At 64.6% G+C, this 16,997-nt stretch carries 15 protein-coding genes; 4 read left to right on the top strand and 11 right to left on the bottom strand.

From position 1 onward, the window contains the following. Window positions 1-13: 13 nt before the first annotated feature. Window positions 14-661 (bottom strand): nucleotide exchange factor GrpE, encoded by a 648-nt coding sequence (gene grpE / locus RFN28_RS02480; protein ID WP_320285787.1) that lies wholly within the window; start codon window positions 659-661, stop codon window positions 14-16. 218 nt (window positions 662-879) lie between these two features. Here grpE and RFN28_RS02475 point away from each other — a divergent pair, with 218 nt between their 5' ends. Next, complete coding sequence (locus RFN28_RS02475) at window positions 880-1,077, top strand: hypothetical protein (RefSeq protein WP_320285786.1); 198 nt, start codon at window positions 880-882, stop codon at window positions 1,075-1,077. A 254-nt stretch (window positions 1,078-1,331) separates the two neighbouring features. Here RFN28_RS02475 and RFN28_RS02470 read toward each other — a convergent pair whose 3' ends face one another. From RFN28_RS02470 to cysG, 7 genes are all read right to left on the bottom strand, one after another. Further along, window positions 1,332-1,952 (bottom strand): DJ-1/PfpI family protein, encoded by a 621-nt coding sequence (locus tag RFN28_RS02470; protein WP_320285784.1) that lies wholly within the window; start codon window positions 1,950-1,952, stop codon window positions 1,332-1,334. A gap of 195 nt (window positions 1,953-2,147) precedes the next feature. Next, a complete protein-coding gene (locus RFN28_RS02465; RefSeq protein WP_320285783.1) occupies window positions 2,148-3,755 on the bottom strand; it encodes a GMC family oxidoreductase in 1,608 nt (535 codons plus the stop codon). Between the two features lie 78 nt (window positions 3,756-3,833). Beyond that, window positions 3,834-4,367 (bottom strand): DUF934 domain-containing protein, encoded by a 534-nt coding sequence (locus RFN28_RS02460; protein ID WP_320285782.1) that lies wholly within the window; start codon window positions 4,365-4,367, stop codon window positions 3,834-3,836. 171 nt (window positions 4,368-4,538) lie between these two features. After that, on the bottom strand, window positions 4,539-5,303 hold the full coding sequence (locus tag RFN28_RS02455) for a phosphoadenylyl-sulfate reductase (protein WP_320285781.1): 765 nt from the start codon (window positions 5,301-5,303) through the stop codon (window positions 4,539-4,541). After that, complete coding sequence (locus RFN28_RS02450; protein ID WP_320285780.1) at window positions 5,278-6,948, bottom strand: nitrite/sulfite reductase; 1,671 nt, start codon at window positions 6,946-6,948, stop codon at window positions 5,278-5,280. Before RFN28_RS02450 ends, RFN28_RS02455 begins: the two co-directional genes overlap by 26 nt. A gap of 38 nt (window positions 6,949-6,986) precedes the next feature. After that, a complete protein-coding gene (locus RFN28_RS02445; RefSeq protein ID WP_320285779.1) occupies window positions 6,987-7,292 on the bottom strand; it encodes a DUF2849 domain-containing protein in 306 nt (101 codons plus the stop codon). Further along, window positions 7,289-8,737 (bottom strand): siroheme synthase CysG, encoded by a 1,449-nt coding sequence (cysG, locus tag RFN28_RS02440; RefSeq protein WP_320285778.1) that lies wholly within the window; start codon window positions 8,735-8,737, stop codon window positions 7,289-7,291. Before cysG ends, RFN28_RS02445 begins: the two co-directional genes overlap by 4 nt. Window positions 8,738-9,169: 432 nt before the next feature. On the opposite strand from cysG, the gene RFN28_RS02435 reads away from it, so the two are divergent. Continuing rightward, window positions 9,170-9,613 carry a baeRF12 domain-containing protein gene (locus RFN28_RS02435; RefSeq protein ID WP_320285777.1) on the top strand — a complete coding sequence of 148 codons (444 nt, stop codon included), beginning with the start codon at window positions 9,170-9,172 and terminating at the stop codon, window positions 9,611-9,613. Between the two features lie 224 nt (window positions 9,614-9,837). Further along, a complete protein-coding gene (gene ybaL / locus RFN28_RS02430; RefSeq protein ID WP_320285776.1) occupies window positions 9,838-11,616 on the top strand; it encodes a YbaL family putative K(+) efflux transporter in 1,779 nt (592 codons plus the stop codon). A gap of 92 nt (window positions 11,617-11,708) precedes the next feature. Here the strand turns inward: ybaL and RFN28_RS02425 are convergent, their stop codons facing one another. Continuing rightward, entirely contained in the window at window positions 11,709-12,515 is an 807-nt protein-coding gene (locus RFN28_RS02425) for an AraC family transcriptional regulator (protein ID WP_320285775.1), read from the bottom strand. Window positions 12,516-12,735: 220 nt separating this feature from the next. On the opposite strand from RFN28_RS02425, the gene RFN28_RS02420 reads away from it, so the two are divergent. After that, window positions 12,736-13,656: a zinc-binding dehydrogenase gene (locus tag RFN28_RS02420; RefSeq protein ID WP_320285774.1), complete on the top strand. Its 921-nt coding sequence runs from the start codon at window positions 12,736-12,738 to the stop codon at window positions 13,654-13,656. Window positions 13,657-13,676: 20 nt separating this feature from the next. Here RFN28_RS02420 and RFN28_RS02415 read toward each other — a convergent pair whose 3' ends face one another. After that, window positions 13,677-14,426 carry an SDR family NAD(P)-dependent oxidoreductase gene (locus RFN28_RS02415; protein WP_320285773.1) on the bottom strand — a complete coding sequence of 250 codons (750 nt, stop codon included), beginning with the start codon at window positions 14,424-14,426 and terminating at the stop codon, window positions 13,677-13,679. A gap of 66 nt (window positions 14,427-14,492) precedes the next feature. Next, window positions 14,493-16,730, bottom strand: a complete 2,238-nt coding sequence (locus tag RFN28_RS02410) for a transglycosylase domain-containing protein (protein ID WP_320285772.1) — start codon at window positions 16,728-16,730, stop codon at window positions 14,493-14,495. Window positions 16,731-16,997 lie beyond the last annotated feature (267 nt).

The raw sequence follows: 16,997 nt of genomic DNA, 5'->3' as shown, positions 1-16,997 counted from the left end.
CTTACTCCCCTAATTACGCATCCTTCTCGGCCTGCTCGTTCACCGGCCCTGGCTCGACCTTCGCCTCGGCGGCGGCCTTCGGGCCGCCCTTGGAGACGCCGACCATCGCAGGCCTCAGCACCCGCTCGCCGATCGAATAGCCGGGCTGTACCACCTGAACGACAGTGCCGGCCGGGACGTCGGCGTTGGGCACTTCGAACATCGCCTGGTGGAAGTTCGGATCGAACTTCTCGCCTTCGGGCGCAAGCTTCTTCACGCCGTGCCGCTCCAGCGCCGACAGCATGGCGCGTTCGGTGAGGTCGACGCCCTCGATCAGCGCCTTGAAACCGGCATCGCCGGAGGCCTTGGCCTCGGCCGGAATGGCGTCCAGCGCGCGGCGCAGATTGTCCGACACCGACAGCATGTCGCGTGCGAAGTTGGCCACAGCGTAGGTGCGCGCGTCATGTACGTCGCGCGCGGTGCGGCGCCGCAGGTTCTCCATCTCGGCAGCTATGCGGAGCGCGCGGTCCTTCAGTTCCTCGTTTTCCTTCAGCAGCCGCACAAGCGCTTCATAGTCGCCGTCGACGCCGCCTTCCGCACGTTCGCCGGAAGCCTTGGCGCCGGAAGCTTGGGTGGCTTCGATTCCCTCGGGCGCGCGTTCGTCTTTTGCCTGGTCGCTCATCGCCATTTCCCGTCATTCGGATTGGTTCGGATTTGCGCCCGATATCGAGGTTTGATGGTCAAAAATCAAGGGGTAAGCGCCATCGGCGGCCTGCCTCGGATCGTTCCAGATTAATTCAAATTTTACCTTACCGGACGGCTTTGCTTGCCTTCAAGGGCCAATGCGGGAACCATTGCCGGGCTGCAGGAGTTTCGAAGCCGACACAGGATTTTGGGACTATGAACGGTACCAGTGGCGAGAGGCGCGCCAAACTCGCCCACGACATCAGGCGACAAATTGGCACGGAAGCGACGAAGCGCTTTCTGCGCACGCTGCCGGCATTTCGCTTGGAAAAAGAGGTGCCGAAGCGGCTGACGGACCTGCTCGACCGCCTGGAAGGGGCCGAGGCGGCCAAGGCAGGCGGCGAGCGGCGTTAATAGCCGCATGCCGCCCTTGATGAAGCTAGGCTGCGAAGAGTGGGGAAAGAGCTAGAGCAATTCCAGGAAAAGTGTGAAGCGGTTTTCCGTCCGGAATTGCGTGAAAACAAAGAGATAGAGTGGTTCGCCGTTTCCGTGAAACGGTGAACCGCTCTAACGCATGCCGCCCAAAAGTGCGTAGCGGTTTTGGGCGACATGCGTAAATACAAAAACTTAAAGCGCGTCACCTGAATCCGTTTCAGCGCGACGCGCTTTTAAGCTGCCTTGCGCTCGTCGCGCATCAGCGCCTCGCCATGGTGGATCTCCGTGCCGAGCACCTTCAGGCATTCCCGCATGAAGGCGGCAAGGCCGGGCCATCCCTTGGCCGAAACCAGATTGCCGTCGACGTGCGCACCGGTCGGGGCAACGTCGATATAGGTGCCGCCGGCGAGCGTCACTTCGGGCTCGCAGTAGTGCAGCGCTGCCACTTGCCTACCGCGCACCACGCCGTCGACGGCAATCAGGATCTGCACGCCGTGGCAGATGGTGAAGATCGGCTTGCCGGTCTCGTGGAAATGCCTGACCAGCGCCTGCACGCGCCTGTCGATGCGGATATATTCCGGCCCGCGCCCACCCGCCGCGTAGACCGCGTCATAGTCGGCGGGATTCACCTCGGCGAAAGTCTTGTTGAGGATGTAGTCGTGGCCGAGCTTCTCGGTATAGGTCTGATGGCCCTCGAAGTCGTGCAGCGAGGTCTTGAGCACGTCGCCAGCCTTCTTGTCCGGGCAGACGACATGGACGGTGTGGCCGACCGCATGCATTGCCTGCTCAAAGACGAAAATCTCATATTCCTCGCTGAACTCGCCAACGAGCATCAATATCTTCTTGCCTGCCATGCCGGTTCCTCCCTTAGCTGGCTATTTATTTCGGGGTCCAAAATAATAACCCCATCCTAAGGGCAAGACGGCGGGAGGGGAAGAGCAAATCGCGCAAGTGGTCTGACCAGATGGATTCGATCCCGCGATTGCGTCCCCGAGTCAGGCTCGGCAGAGGCAAAATCGAAGAAGCTGGTCCTACCAAGCATCGAAAGATCAGGCAGCCGCCCGGATCATGTCCGCGGCCTTCTCGGCGATCATGATCGTCGGCGCATTGGTGTTGCCGCCGATCAAGGTCGGCATCACCGAGGCGTCGACCACGCGCAGCCCCTCCAGCCCGCGAACCTTGAGCTTCGGGTCGACCACGGCCATGTCGTCGACGCCCATCTTGCAGGTTCCGGCAGGGTGATAGATCGTGTCGGCACGCGCCCTGATATGCGCCATCAGGTCGGCGTCGCTGGAAGCGCCGGCGGTGTAGATTTCCTTATGGCGATACTTTGCCAATGCCGGCGCCTCCAAAATAGCGCGCATCATCCGCACCCCCTTGAGCAGAAGCTCGGCATCGCGCCCGTCCTCCAGGAACCGCGGATCGATGCGTGGCGGCGCCAGTGGATCCGCGCTGGAAAGCCCCACCTCGCCGCGCGAATAGGGTCTCAGCACGCAGACATGACAGGAAAAGCCGTAGCCCATATGCAGCTTGCGGGCATGGTCGTCGACGATGGCGATGCAAAAATGCAATTGCAGGTCGGGACGCTCGACCGCCGGATCGGATTTGAGGAAGGCGCCGGCTTCGGCATAAGGCGTGGCGATCATGCCTGTGCCATCCTTGCGCCAGCGCAGCATGTGCTTGACCAGCCCCGGCATGCCGCGCAGGCCGATCCCCATCAAATCCGTCTCCCGCGACCTCCAGGCTAAGATGAAATCGAGATGATCCTGCAGGTTCCTGCCGACGCCGGACAATTCGTGGACGAGCGGAATGCCGTGCGCGGCAAGCTCGACTGCCGGACCGATGCCGGAGAGCAGAAGCAGTTGCGGCGAGCCGAAGGCTCCGCCGCAAAGGATCACCTCTCGTCTCGCTTCCGCCAGGGCCTCGTTCTTGCCGATACGATATCGCACACCCTTGGCGCGCTTGCCGTCGAGCACGATGCCTGTCGCGTGTGCGCCGGTGACGACGGTGAGGTTCGGCCGCCCGACCGCCGGATGCAAATAGGCGGCGGCCGCCGAGCAGCGCTCGCCGTTGCGGCGCTCGCCCCAGAACTGCGTGACTTGGTAAAGCCCCGCCCCTTCCTGCTCCGGCCCGTTGAAGTCGTCGTTGCGCCTGATCTGGTTTTCGCCGCAAGCCTCGACAAACGCTCTTGCGATCGGGCGCGGCTCCTGCTGCTCGGCAACCCTGAGCGGCCCCTCTCCGCCATGCAGCGCATCAGTGCCGCGCTGGTTGCCCTCGGCGCGCCGGAAATAGGGAAGCACCTCATCCCACGACCAGCCGTCGCAGCCGAGATCGGCCCATTCGTCATAGTCGCGGCGATGACCCCGCGTATAAAGCATAGCGTTGATGGCGCTGCAGCCGCCCAATGCCTTGCCGCGCGGCTGATAGCCCCTGCGGCCATTGAGACCTTCTTGCGGCACGGTCTGGAAGGCCCAGTTGTTGATCTTCGGCCTGCCCGGCAGCAGCGCGATGATGCCCGCCGGCGCGCGGATGAGCAAATCCTTGCCGTCGCCTCCCGCTTCGATCAGGCACACCGTCTTCGATGGATCCTCGGAAAGCCTGGCGGCAAGTGTGCAGCCGGCGGAGCCGCCTCCGGCGATGACATAGTCGTAGCGCATGGTCCCCTCCCCGGCGGATGTTTCCGTCCGTTCTTGGAGAGAAGACTTGCGCGAATGCCTTGTAAAGATGCCGCTGCGTCAGCCGGGGCGCTTGCGCCGCCAGGAATATTTCGGCCCCTTGGCCTCCGGCTCCACGGCCGGCTGGTAATAGACCGGCAGCCCGCCGGTGCGGCCTTCCTCCAGCCGCTTCAGGAGCACCGGATTGGAGACTTCGAACTCGTCGAAGCCGAGCCTCAGCATATGCGGCAGCTGGTCGACCAGCACCTGGCCGGTGGCACGGACTGCGCCCTTGAAGTTATGCCGGGTGCGCAGGAGCTCGCCCTTGGAGAAGGAGCGCCCGTCATTGAACGCCGGGAAGGCAAGCGCCACCAGCGACAGCTGGTCGAGCAGGCCGACGATCTTGTCGAGCTCGTCGCCGGGCAGCAACAGCACGCCTATGCGCTCCTTGGCCGACCTGCGGGTGTCGTCATCGAGCGCGAGGAAGGCTTGCAGCGGCAGGATGAAGCGGCCATTTCCGGCAAGCGCCTCGGCGCTCTCGGAGTGCGTCCAGTCATCCTCGCGAAAACCCTTCGGGGTCCAGAGTCGGGTTTCCGGTTTGGTCAGTTCAGTCATCAAGGAATTCCTAAAGCTCAAAGAACGCCCAGGGCGTGTTGAGATTTAGGTCAGGCCGAACCGAAAACGGTGGCTTCCGAGAACCGGAGCGGAGCGTACTATAGTACGTGAGCACCGGAAGCGCAGGAAACCGCCGTTTGCAGGCCGGCCTCACCTGAATATCAACATACCCTAAAGCGATGCGTCGGTCAGCGATTTCTCCAGCCCCGACAGGTGGATGCCGCACTCGGTCTTGGCGTGCCCTGCCCAGCGGCCGCTGCGCGCATCCTCGCCGGGCTGCACCGGCTGCGTGCACGGGAAGCAGCCGATCGAGAGATAGCCATAGGCGACCAGTGGATTTTCGCGCAGTACGTGGGCGCGCATGTAGTCGGCCTGGTCCGACGTCGTCCAGTGCGCCAGCGGATTGATGCGGATGCGCGTGCCGACCGCCTCGAAAACCGGAAGTGCCGCGCGCGTCGAAGCCTGGAAGCGCTTGCGCCCGGTGAACCAGGCGCGGAACGGCTCGACGCCGCGCGCCAACGGCTCGACCTTGCGCACATTGCAGCAGGCGTCGGTGTCGGTCTCATGCAGCCGGCCGGTCGGATCGACGCGTTCGAGCGCCGCCTCGTCCGGCTTGATGACCCTGACATCGGTCAGGCCGAAATCGGCGACCAGCGCGTCGCGATAGTCCAGCGTTTCCTCGAAATGCTTGCCGGTGTCGAGGAAGATCACCGGCAGCGAGCGGTCGATCTCGGCGATCATGTGGAGCAGCACCGCCGAATCCGCGCCGAAGGACGACACGGCGGCGATCTCGCCACGGAAGGATTCGCGCAGCGAGCGCTCAATGATCTCGATCGGCTTCAGATGGCCGAGCAGCGCGTCGAGCCCCGCCGCTTCCGCGGCAACGCCGGCCTCGACGCCGCCGATCCGGTCAAGCGGCCTTGGTTTCGCCAGCATAGAGCGCCTCCTTGAACGGCGCGGGACCGACACGGCGGTAGGCGTCGATAAAACGTTCATCGGGATTGAGCCGAAGGCCGAGATAGGTTTCGACGATCTGCTCGATGGCATCGGTGATCTCTTCCGAGGAGAAGCCGGGGCCGACGATCTCGCCGACCGACGTGTTCTCGTCGGCCGAGCCGCCGAGCGTCACCTGGTAGAGCTCGGTGCCCTTCTTCTCGACGCCGAGGATGCCGATGTGGCCGACATGGTGGTGGCCGCAGGCATTGATGCAGCCGGAGATCTTCAGCTTCAACTCGCCGATCTCGCGCTGCCGCTCCAGCGAGGCGAAGCGGCGCGAGATTTCCTGCGCCACCGGGATGGAGCGTGCCGTGGCCAGCGCGCAATAGTCGAGACCCGGGCAGGAAATGATGTCGCTGATCAGGTTGGAATTGGCCGTCGCCAGCCCGATCTCGACCAGCGCGTCATAGACCGCCTTGAGGTCGGCGCGCGCAACATGCGGCAGGATGACATTCTGCTCGTGGCTGACGCGCAGCTCGTCGAAAGCGTATTTCTCCGCGATGTCGGCGACCGCCTCCATCTGGCTGTCGCTGGCGTCGCCGGGTACCTCGCCGATGCCCTTGAGCGAGATGGTCACCGCCGCATAGTCGGGGTGGCGATGCGTCACCACGTTCTGGTCGAGCCACTCCGAGAAGCTCCTGGAATCGAGTCGCGCCTGCTTGACCAGCGCATCGCCCTCCGGCCGGTCCGGCAATGCCGGCGGCGCGAAATAGGCATTGATCGCCTGGATGTCGGCGTCAGGTAGCTTCAGCTCAGCGTCCTTCAGTTCCTGCCATTCGGCTTCGATCTGGCGGGTGATTTCCTCCACGCCGGTCTCGTGGACGAGGATCTTGATGCGCGCCTTGAACTTGTTGTCGCGGCGGCCATAAAGGTTGTAAACGCGCAGGATCGCCGTGCAGTAGGACAACAGCTCGGCTTCCGGCAGGAAGTCGCGGATCTTCTTGGCGACCATCGGCGTGCGGCCCTGGCCGCCGCCGACATAGACGGCAAAGCCAAGCTCGCCGGCCGCGTCCTTCTTCAGGTGCAGACCGATGTCGTGCGTCTGGATGGCGGCGCGGTCGCGCTCGGCACCGGTCACCGCGATCTTGAACTTGCGCGGCAGGTACGAGAACTCCGGATGCACCGAAGACCACTGGCGCAGGATTTCCGCGTAGGGGCGCGGATCGGCGACCTCGTCGGCGGCCGCACCCGCGAAATGGTCAGCGGTGACGTTGCGGATGCAGTTGCCGCTGGTCTGGATGGCATGCATCTCGACACTCGCGAGATCGGCGAGGATCGCCGGGATGTCGGACAGCGCCGGCCAGTTGAACTGGATGTTCTGGCGCGTGGTGAAATGCCCGTAGCCCTTGTCGTATTTGCGGGCGATATGGCCGAGCATGCGCAATTGCCTGCTGTTCAGCGTGCCGTAGGGCACGGCGATGCGCAGCATATAGGCATGCAGCTGCAGATAGACGCCGTTCATCAGCCTGAGCGGCCGGAACTGGTCCTCGGTGATCTCACCGGCAAGCCGGCGCTGCACCTGGTCGCTGAACTCTGCGACGCGGGCCTTTACGAAATCGTGGTCGAACTCGTCGTAACGGTACATGCTTCGTCTTCCGGGGCGCGTCCGCCCTCTTCCTTGAACTATGCCGCCCGGGCCGGTGGGGGGCTCGCCTGCTTGCCGATATCGGTGCGGATGGTGGGACCCGCGGCGCGGATCTTCTCGCGCAGCCGCACCGGCTCAACCAATCCGTTGACCACGGTGACGTCGATCAGGTTCACGTCGACCACCTCATTGTTGGCGGCCGCCGCGGCGCCGATCGCTTCCAGCCGGTCTTCCGCCGCCTTGTCGTGGGCAAGGTCGGCATGGCCGATTGTTTCCGCCCAGCCGCCGTCGGCGTACCAGACGGCGATTCCGTCGGAGAGCCTGTTCGCGGTCAGAACCTTCATTGCTGAACTCCCTCGGCCGTAACACTGGCCGTATCTTCATGCATATGTGCCGCGAGCGGCTCGGATCGGTCGAAATTGGCGCCGGCGACAGCGTCGCCGATGATCGTCATGACCGGGCCGGTCAGATCGGCACGAGCTTCGAGCGACGGCAGGTCGGCCAGCGTGCCGTGGAAGCGGCGGCGGTTGCCGAGGCTGGCATTCTCAACGACGGCGACCGCCGTGTCGGGCGACAGCCCCGCTTCGATCAGCCGGCCGGCGACCTCGGCGGCAACCGAGCGGCCCATATAGACGGCGACGGTTGCCCCGGAGATGGCGAGCCTTGCCCAGTCGGGCAGCGAGTTGCCCTTGAGGTCGTGCCCGGTGGTGAACACCATCGAGGACGTCACGCCGCGCAGCGTCAGCGGCAGTTCGAAATCGGCTGCCGCGGCGAAGGCGGCAGTGACGCCCGGAACCACCTCATAGGCGACGCCCGCCTCGCGAAGTGCCGCCATTTCCTCGCCCGCCCGGCCGAACACCAGCGGGTCGCCGGACTTCAGCCGCACCACGCGTTTACCGGCGCGGCCGAGCTCGATGAGCAGCGCGTTGATCTGTTCCTGGCTCTTGGAATGACAGCCCTTGCGCTTACCGACGGGCAGGCGCTCGGCATCGCGGCGGCCTATGGCGACGATCCCTTCCGGCACCAGCGCGTCGTAGACGATCGCGTCCGCTTCCATCAGCAGCCGGTGGGCACGCAGCGTCAAAAGGTCCTCCGCGCCCGGGCCGGCGCCGACCAGCGCGATATGGCCCGCTGCCGGCGCGTTGGCGGCAAGAAGGTCGAGCGCCGCATCATGCGCCCTGGCGAACTCTCCGGCTTCGATGGCCTTGGCCGGAGCGCCGGCGAAGAAATCGCTCCAGAAGCGACGGCGGCGATTGCCCTTCGGCAGCCGCTCGGCAGCAGTGCGCAATGAAGCCGCCAGGGCCGCTAGCCGGCCGAGTGACGGCGACAGCATGCGGTCGATGCGTACGCGCAGCATCTGCGCCAGGACCGGCCCGGCGCCCTCGGTGCCGATGGCAATGGCCACTGGCGCCCGGTTCACCAATGCCGGGGTGAAGAAATCGCAGAGTTCCGGCCGGTCCACGGCGTTGACCGGGATGCCCAGCCGGCGTGCGTCCTCCACGACGCGGCGGTCGAGCGCCTCGTCGCCGCTGGCGGCAAACACCATGGCCGCGCCTTCGAGATGCGCGGCATCATAGGCAGCATCGACATGAACGGCACGGGCGGTCGCGATGAAATTCAAAAGTTCGGGATCGGCATCGTCGGCGATGATGCGCAGCGTCGCGTTTGACTGCGCAAGCAACCTGGCCTTGGCAAGCGCTCCCTCGCCGTTGCCGACGATGGCCACAGCTTCGCCGTCGACCCGGATGAAGACGGGGAAGGCATTGAGCTTGGCGTTGGCTTGCGACATGGCGATAGCAAATACGATAACAGTCTGGCAGTTTTATGCGGACGCGGCAAAAACCAGAAGGCAAGCACTCGCGCATCCCTCGATGGCAGGCAATCGCTTTTTCGCAACTGCGAAAGGCAGGAGAAAAAAATTCTATGCCGGAGATCAAGGCGGCCAGACGCCTTGCCGGCACCCATTGATCTGGCATATTTTTTAGCGCCGCTCGGCCAAGGCGGCAAAACGGTTTTTTCTAATTTCTACTAAGTTAGTAGATTAAAGCTGTATCCTCGCCGAGCGGCCGCTCGATACGCCTTGCAGCAGACGATCGAGCAGTCGTGGTCGGCTGGAACAATCGGGCTCGGCGGCACGTTTGGCTAGCGATCTCATCCCTGCCGGCAGACCGCATTTTTGAAGCCTGATCGACAGGCCCGCAAGCTGAAAAGGAGGAGCACCATGAGCATTACTCTGAAACGTGGCCTTTGGGTCATCGTAGCAGACGGCGAAAAGGCGCTTTTCCTTCGCAACCGGGGGGACACCAGACATCCAGACCTGCAGGTCGTCCAGGAGATGGAGCAGGAAAACCCTGCCACTCGTGAGCAAGGCACGGACAAACCGGGCCGATACAATGAGGCGGCCGGCCCCCGCAGCGCTATCGAGGAAACCGACTGGCACCGTATCGGCAAGGAACGCTTTGCCGACAATATAGCGGGGCGGCTCTACAAGCTTGCGCACCGGGGCGCGTTCGAGGAGGTCGTGCTGATCGCGCCGCCCCAGGTGCTGGGCGAGATCCGGCTGAAGCTGCACAAGGAGGTCTGCGACAAGGTGAAGGCGCAGATACCGAAGACGCTGACGAACCACACCGTCTCCGAGATCGAGAAGCTGCTCCAGGCGGCCTGAGCCGGACTGCGAAAGGCCGCCGAACGCATCGGGGTTGGGCGGCGACCGACCGCGCGGCAGCCGATTGCGATTTCTTTGCGGTTTCTTCCTCAGTGCCGTTCTCGGCACGGATTTCTGCGTGACAGCGGTTGCGTCATCGCCTCGCCCTCCACCATATTGCCGAAGGCGACAGCCTCGGCGAGCGCCGACCGATATCGAGATCTTCGAAAGGCGCCCCATAGACAATGCCGCATGACACGCCCCTTATCGCCACCATCGTCGCCGGTTTGGGGCTTGCTTTCGTCTTTGGAGCTTTGGCTAACCGTTTCCGCATCCCACCGCTCGTCGGCTATCTGGTGGCCGGCGTGCTGGTCGGGCCGAACACGCCAGGCTTCGTCGCCGATGCCGGCCTCGCCAACGAGCTCGCGGAGATCGGCGTCATCCTGCTGATGTTCGGCGTCGGCCTGCATTTCTCGCTGAAGGACCTGCTGTCGGTTCGTGCGATTGCCGTGCCCGGCGCCGTCGTGCAGATCGGCTTTGCCACGCTGCTCGGCGTCGGGCTTGCCTGGCTGCTCGGCTGGTCCTTGGGCGCCGGCCTGGTCTTTGGCCTCGCATTGTCCGTCGCCTCGACCGTGGTGCTGCTGCGCGCCATGCAGGAGCGGCGGCTGATCGAGACCGAGCGCGGTCGCATCGCGGTCGGCTGGCTGATCGTCGAGGATCTGGCGATGGTGCTGGCGCTGGTGCTGCTGCCGGCTTTGGCCGGCGTGCTGGGCGGCCAGCCGCAGGCCGTCGACCATTCGAGCCTGCTCTCGCTGCCTGCGAGCTACGGCATATGGGGCGTCGTCGGCGTGACATTGGCCAAGGTCGCAGCCTTCGTCGTCGTCATGCTGGTCGTCGGCCGCAGGGTCATCCCCTGGACCCTGCATTATGTCGCCCATACCGGCTCGCGCGAGCTGTTCCGGCTCTCGGTACTCGCCATCGCGCTCGGTGTCGCCTTCGGCGCGGCAAAACTGTTTGGCGTCTCGCTGGCGCTCGGCGCCTTCTTCGCCGGCATGATCATGAGCGAGTCCGAGCTCAGCCACCGCGCGGCCGAGGAATCGCTGCCGCTGCGCGATGCTTTTTCGGTGCTGTTCTTCGTCTCGGTCGGCATGCTGTTCGACCCGTTCAGCCTCCTCAGCAACGGCCTGCCTATACTTGCTACGCTTGCCATCATCGTCATCGGCAAGTCGCTTGCCGCCTTCGTCATCGTCATCGCCTTCCGCCATCCGATCGCCACGGCGCTGATGATTTCGGCGAGCCTTGCCCAGATCGGCGAATTCTCCTTCATCCTGGCCGAGCTCGGCGTCGGGCTGAAGCTGCTGCCCGAGCAGGGCCGCGACCTGATCCTCGCCGGCGCGATCCTGTCGATCCTGCTCAACCCGCTGATGTTCATCTTCGTCGACCGGATGAAGCCGTGGCTAGAGAAGCGCGCCGGCAAGGCCGCCGCGCCCGAGGAAGCAGGACCGATTGGCCCAGCGACGGCGCCGGGTCAGGTGGCTTCGGTAACGGCTTCGGAGAAAGAGGACGGCCCGCCGCTACGGACCGCGCAGACCGACCATTCCATCCTGATCGGCTATGGCCGCGTCGGCAGCCTCGTGGGTGCTGCGCTGAAACAAGCCGCCCTGCCCTTCCTGGTCATCGAGGATGCCCAAAAGACGCTGGCGAAACTCAAGGCGGACGGCATCGAAACCGTCGCCGGCAATGCCGCCGATGCGGACGTCTTTTCGTCCGCCAATCCGGAAGGCGCGACACGGCTGATCCTTGCCATCCCCAATGCCTTCGAGGCCGGACAGATCGTGCTAAGGGCCCGCGCCGCCAATCCGGCGATAAGCGTCATTGCGCGAGCCCATTCCGATGCCGAGGTCGAGCATCTGAAGGGGCTCGGAGCCGACACCGTGATCATGGGCGAACGCGAGATCGCACGCGGCATCGTCGAAGAGGTGATTGGACGCAAACCGCCAGCCGCTGAGCCATCAGCCGCCTGAGCCGGACCTGCACGGTCATGCGTGTTGGTCGCACTGGCCGACTGGCGACAGGCTGCACGGCCGATCTCAGCCGACCGTCCGCAGGCGATTGATCACGCCACGAATTCAGAGCCGCCGTTTTGAGCGATACTGCCCAGGTATTTTGCCGGAGACTTCCCAAGCGCCTTCTTGAACATGGTGATGAAGGCAGTGACTGAACCATAGCCGAGATCGCCCGAGACCTGTTGAACGCTCGCACCGGCGGCCAATTCTCGAATGGCGACGATCAAGTGCAATTGCTGGCGCCAACGCCCGAAGCTCAAGCCTGTCTCCTTTGCCACGAGGCGGGCCAGACTGCTTTCGCTGAGCGCAACGCGGTTGGCCCATTCCGCCAGCGTGCTGCGGTCGGCAGGGTCTTGCGCCAACGCTTCGGCGATCTTCCTCAAGCGCGGCTCGGATGAGATCGGCAGATGCAGCTGCTGGACCGGCATGCGCGGCAACTCGGTGAGCAGGACCCTGGTCAAGAGCTCGCCCCTCGCGTCGCCCTGCCCGAAGTCGGACAGTTCGACGATCAGTTCGCGCAGCAGCGGCGAGATCGACAGCGTGCAGCACCGCTCCGGCAAGTCGGCAGCACCGGGCTCGATGTAGACGAAGAAAATCCGGGCGTTGGCGGTTGCAATGTTGCTGTGCTCCATGCCGCTCGGAATCCACACACCGCAATGCGGCGGCACCATCCACAGGCCGCTGGGAACGCGGCATGTGACGCCGCCTCCCAATGCGAAGACGAGCTGGCCTTTGCGATGCCAATGGTCGGGCACCTCCGCCCGGGTCTCGGTGACATCGACGCGCACGGCAATTGCCGGCGCATCGACTTTATCGACGTCGAAATCGAGCCAAGGCCAGCGAAGAGGTTGCCTCATGATTGACGGCTTTTAGCGATTAAACGCCATGATAGCTAAATTCATCAACCTTGGAAGCCGATAGGCTCCGGTTTGCGCGTGGCAGGCAACAGCTGATCGTGTTGACGCTGCGCACACCCATCCCTCGGCCCGTGATCTTGACGGGTCTTTCGAGTGGGCGGCTTGCCCTGCCTTCCAGGAGAAGCCGGCTTCCCACAAACCAGCAAGAAGGTACGTCCCCATGCTCGCCCTGGTCACGTCTCCCGACAGCGCCACCGGCCTGAGGCTCGCCGAGTTCGAGGAACCTCAGCCCCTGGCGAACGAGGCGCTTGTCTCGGTCCACGCAACCTCGTTGAACCGCGGCGAACTGCGTCTGCTCGCCATCCGTCCGAATGGCTTCATACCCGGCCAGGATGTCGTCGGGGTTGTTGAACGCGCGGCAGCCGATGGTTCCGGACCCGCCGCGGGCACCCGGGTTGCGGCTTTGGTCGACCAGGCCGGTTGGGCCGAACGCGTCGCCGTTTCGACCGACCGTCTCGCCATCCTGCCGGATGGCATCAGCTTCGTGTCCGCAGCCACCCTTCCGGTGGCGGGCACGACGGCGCTAAGGACGTTGCGCCATGGCGGCGACCTCGCCGGCCAGCGGGTCCTGATCACTGGTGCAAGCGGTGCGGTCGGTCGTTTCCAGATCCAGATCGCTCATCAGCAGGGCGGCTTCGTGACCGCGGTCGCCGCCGCCCGTCACGACGAGGATCTGCGGGGGCTGGGAGCCAGGCAAGTCGTCGAGTCGATCGAGCTGGCCGAGGGTCCGTTTTCGTTGATCACCGAGTCGGTCGGCGGCGAAAGCCTCGCACACGCGATCGAACGCGTCGCGCCTGGCGGGACCATCGTCATGTTCGGTTCGAGCAGCGGCGAGCTGACGCCGATCGGATTCCGCCAATTCGTTCCGGGTCACGAGGGCGCGAGGCTCCAGACCTTCGCCTACTACACGTCCGGTTCAGGCATTGGCGCCGACATCGCCTCGCTGCTTGGCTTAGTCGCGGCCGGCCGGCTGGAAACCCGTGTGGCCTTGACCGCACCCTGGACAGACATCGGCCAAGCGCTCGACGCACTGCGCCAACGCAGCATCAGCGGCAAAGCTGTTCTCACGATATCCAGATGAGCACAGTTAGCCTGGCCGGCTCACACGTGCTGGCCGCCATTGATATGGATTTCCGAACCGGTCACGTAGGACGCTTGGCCGGAGCAAAGGAAGAAGATGATGTCGGCGACTTCCGACGTGGCGCCGAGGCGCCTTAGCGGGATCGTCTCGACGATCCTGTCGGTGCCCGGCGACAAGATCGCCGTGTCGATCTCGCCCGGCGCGATGGCGTTGACGCGGATGCCGTGCGGGCCGAAGTCATGCGCCATCTCGCGTGTCAGCGAACCCAGCGCGGCCTTCGATGTCGCGTAGGCGGTGCCGGCGAACGGATGCACCCTGGTGCCGGCGATCGAGGTGACGTTGACGATCGAGCCCTTGGCCGCGGCGAGTTCCTTGAACAGGCCGCGCGCCAGCATGATCGGCGCGAAGAAATTGACCTGGAACACGTCGCGCCAGACATGCATCGGCGTGTCGATCGAGTTCATCCTGCCGCCGTCCTTGAGCTTCGGCGAGATGCCGGCATTGTTGACCAGCGCATGCAGCTGTCCGCCATGCGCCTCCAGCCGGTGACGGATTTCCGAGATCGCGATGCCGACATCCTCCTGGTCGGCAAGATCGACCTTGATGTGGTCTTCGGGGCCGGCCGGCCAGGGACAATCCTCTGCGAAGGCCTGGCGCGAACAGGTAATGACGCGCCAGCCTTCGCGCGAGAAGCGTTTCACCGTCGCATGGCCGATGCCGCGGCTGGCGCCGGTAAGCACGATGGTTTTTCTGGTGTCGGTCTCGGCCATGGCTTTGGTCTCCGGCCGGACATGTAGCCGAACGCGCCAGCCATTGCGAGAGGCGAAGTTGCCGCTCTAACCGCCGCTCAGGATATCGAGGATCGAAGTCCGGCGCTTTTTCGTCGGGCCGCCGACATCGCCGGGCGGCACCGGATGCCCGACCGACGCGGTGGTGCCGCCGTCGCTCGGCATATCGAAGCCGTTGGCATCGACGGTCTGGGCCGGACGAGCCTGTCGTGCAGGCGCAGGCGCCGACTGGCCGACCGGGGCGGGCGGCGCCGACGGCGGCTGCGAGGCATCGCTCGACGGGATCTCGTCCGGCACGATCGTATCGGGCGGCGTCGACTTCCAGGTGCCGGGCAGCGGCCGGACCGGCACGCCCTCATGCGCCGCCACCATGAATTCGTGCCAGGCCTGCGCCGGCAAGGCGCCGCCGGTCACTTTCTTCATCGGGCTGCCGTCGTCATTGCCGAACCACACACCGGTTGTGAGGTTGGCGGTGTAGCCGACGAACCAGGCGTCGCGTGAATTCTGGCTGGTGCCGGTCTTGCCGGCCGAGGGCCAGTTGAAGGCCGCCTTCTTGGCGGTGCCGACCTCGACCGTGCCCGTCATCATCGAGTTCATCATGCCGACGATGTCGGCCTTGAGGACGCGCGGCGCGCTGCCGCCATTGTTCTCGTAGAGCACCTTGCCGCTGGCCGTGGTGACGCGGCGAATGAAATGGATGTCCGGCTTGTAGCCGCCATTGGCGAACGGCACATAGGCCGCGGTCAGCTCGAGCGGCGTCACTTCCGATGTGCCGAGCGCGATCGAGGTGTTCGATTGCAGATCGGATTGGATGCCCATGCGATGCGCCGCCTCGACCACCGCGTCGGGTCCGACTTCCATGGTAAGCTGCGCCGCCACCGAGTTCAGCGACTTCGCCAGCGCGGTGGCCAGCGTCACCTTGCCATAGTATTTGCCGCCGTAATTGTCGGGCGTCCACTTGCCTATTTTGATCGGCGCGTCGTTGCGCACGCTGTCCGGCGTGCGGCCGGCTTCCAGCGCCGCCATGTAGACGAACGGCTTGAAGGCCGAGCCCGGCTGGCGGCGCGCTTCCGAGGCGCGGTCGAATTGGCTGGTCGAATAGTCGTAGCCGCCGACCATGGCGCGCACGGCGCCGGAATCGTCGATCGACACCAGCGCTCCTTGCGTGACGTTGAGCTTCTTGCCGCTCTCGTCGATCAGCCGGCGGATCGACTGCTCGGCGAGCTTCTGCAGGGTCAAGTCGACGGTCGTGTCGATGACGATGTCGCCGCGCACGTCGCCGATCAGGTCCGGAAGCTCTTCCATCACCGTGTCGGCGACATAGTTCTCCGAGCCGGTCCAGTAGGACGGCGCGCGCGTCGCCGGCGCGCTCAGCGCCACCTTGTACTCTTTGTCGCTGATCTTGCCTTCCTCGCGCATGGCGGCGAGCACGAGCTGCGCGCGCTCTTCCGCTGCCTTCGGGTCGCGCGCCGGCGACAGCCGCGACGGCGCCTTGAGCAGACCGGCGAGAAGTGCAGCCTCCGACAGCGAGACATCGCGCGCGCTCTTGCCGAAATAGCGCCGCGAGGCGGCTTCCACGCCATAGGCGCCGGATCCGAAATAGACCCGATTGAGGTACATTTCGAGGATCTGGTCCTTGCTGTGCTTATGCTCCAGCCACAGCGCGAGCAGCACCTCCTGCACCTTGCGCTCCAGCGTGCGGTCCGGCGTCAGGAACAGGTTCTTGGCCAGCTGCTGCGTCAGCGTCGAGCCTCCCTGCGAGAAATGGCGGCCGAGCAGATTGGTGACCATGGCGCGCGTCAACCCGATCGGGTCGATGCCGAAATGCGAATAGAAGCGGCGGTCCTCGATGGCGACGACGGCCTCGGGGATATAGGGCGACATTTCATGCAGGCCGACGGCCTCGCCGCCCGACATGCCGCGATTGGCGATCAGCCCGCCGTCCACCGAGACGATTTTGATGTTGGGCGCCCGGTCCGGGATCGACCAGGTCGTCGCCGCTGGCATCTTGGCGCCGTAGTAGACGACGACGCCGGCCACGGCGATGCCGCCCCAGATGCAGAAGACGAAACACCAGTAGAGCAGCCGCCCGAAAATGGAAAACAGCCCGCGACGGCTGCGATCTCGGCCGCGCGATTTCGCCCTGGCGGACTTGCGTTTCGCTGCGGATTTGCGATTTGCCGGCACGACGCGATCCTCCTCGCTGACCGAAAAGCCGTCGGAGGATTTCGCGCGCGGCGCGCCCTCGAAGCTCGGTTCGATGCGACTGTCTCTGCGGTTCGCCATGCGCTGTGCTTGTCTGTCCCCGGTGCCGATGGCGCTCGGGTTGCAGACTAGATGCGGCGGTTTAAAGGCGCGTTAAAACAGGGTTTATGCAGCGTTTTGAAATTCCTTAGGAATTTCTAAATCCGCTACGGGCGTTACCGCTGCTGTTACCGATCTGTTCACGGCGCTTAAGCCTAGCCTCCGAAACTCGCGTCTCATGAAGCGCCGCCACGATCGCGAGCGCTCTTGTTGAAGGCGGAACGCGGTGCTTCGAGGGCGCGATCGAAT

It is taken from the genome of Mesorhizobium album, from assembly GCF_033977205.1.
Taxonomy (GTDB): domain Bacteria; phylum Pseudomonadota; class Alphaproteobacteria; order Rhizobiales; family Rhizobiaceae; genus Mesorhizobium; species Mesorhizobium album.
This window is presented reverse-complemented; position numbering and strand designations above follow the sequence as displayed.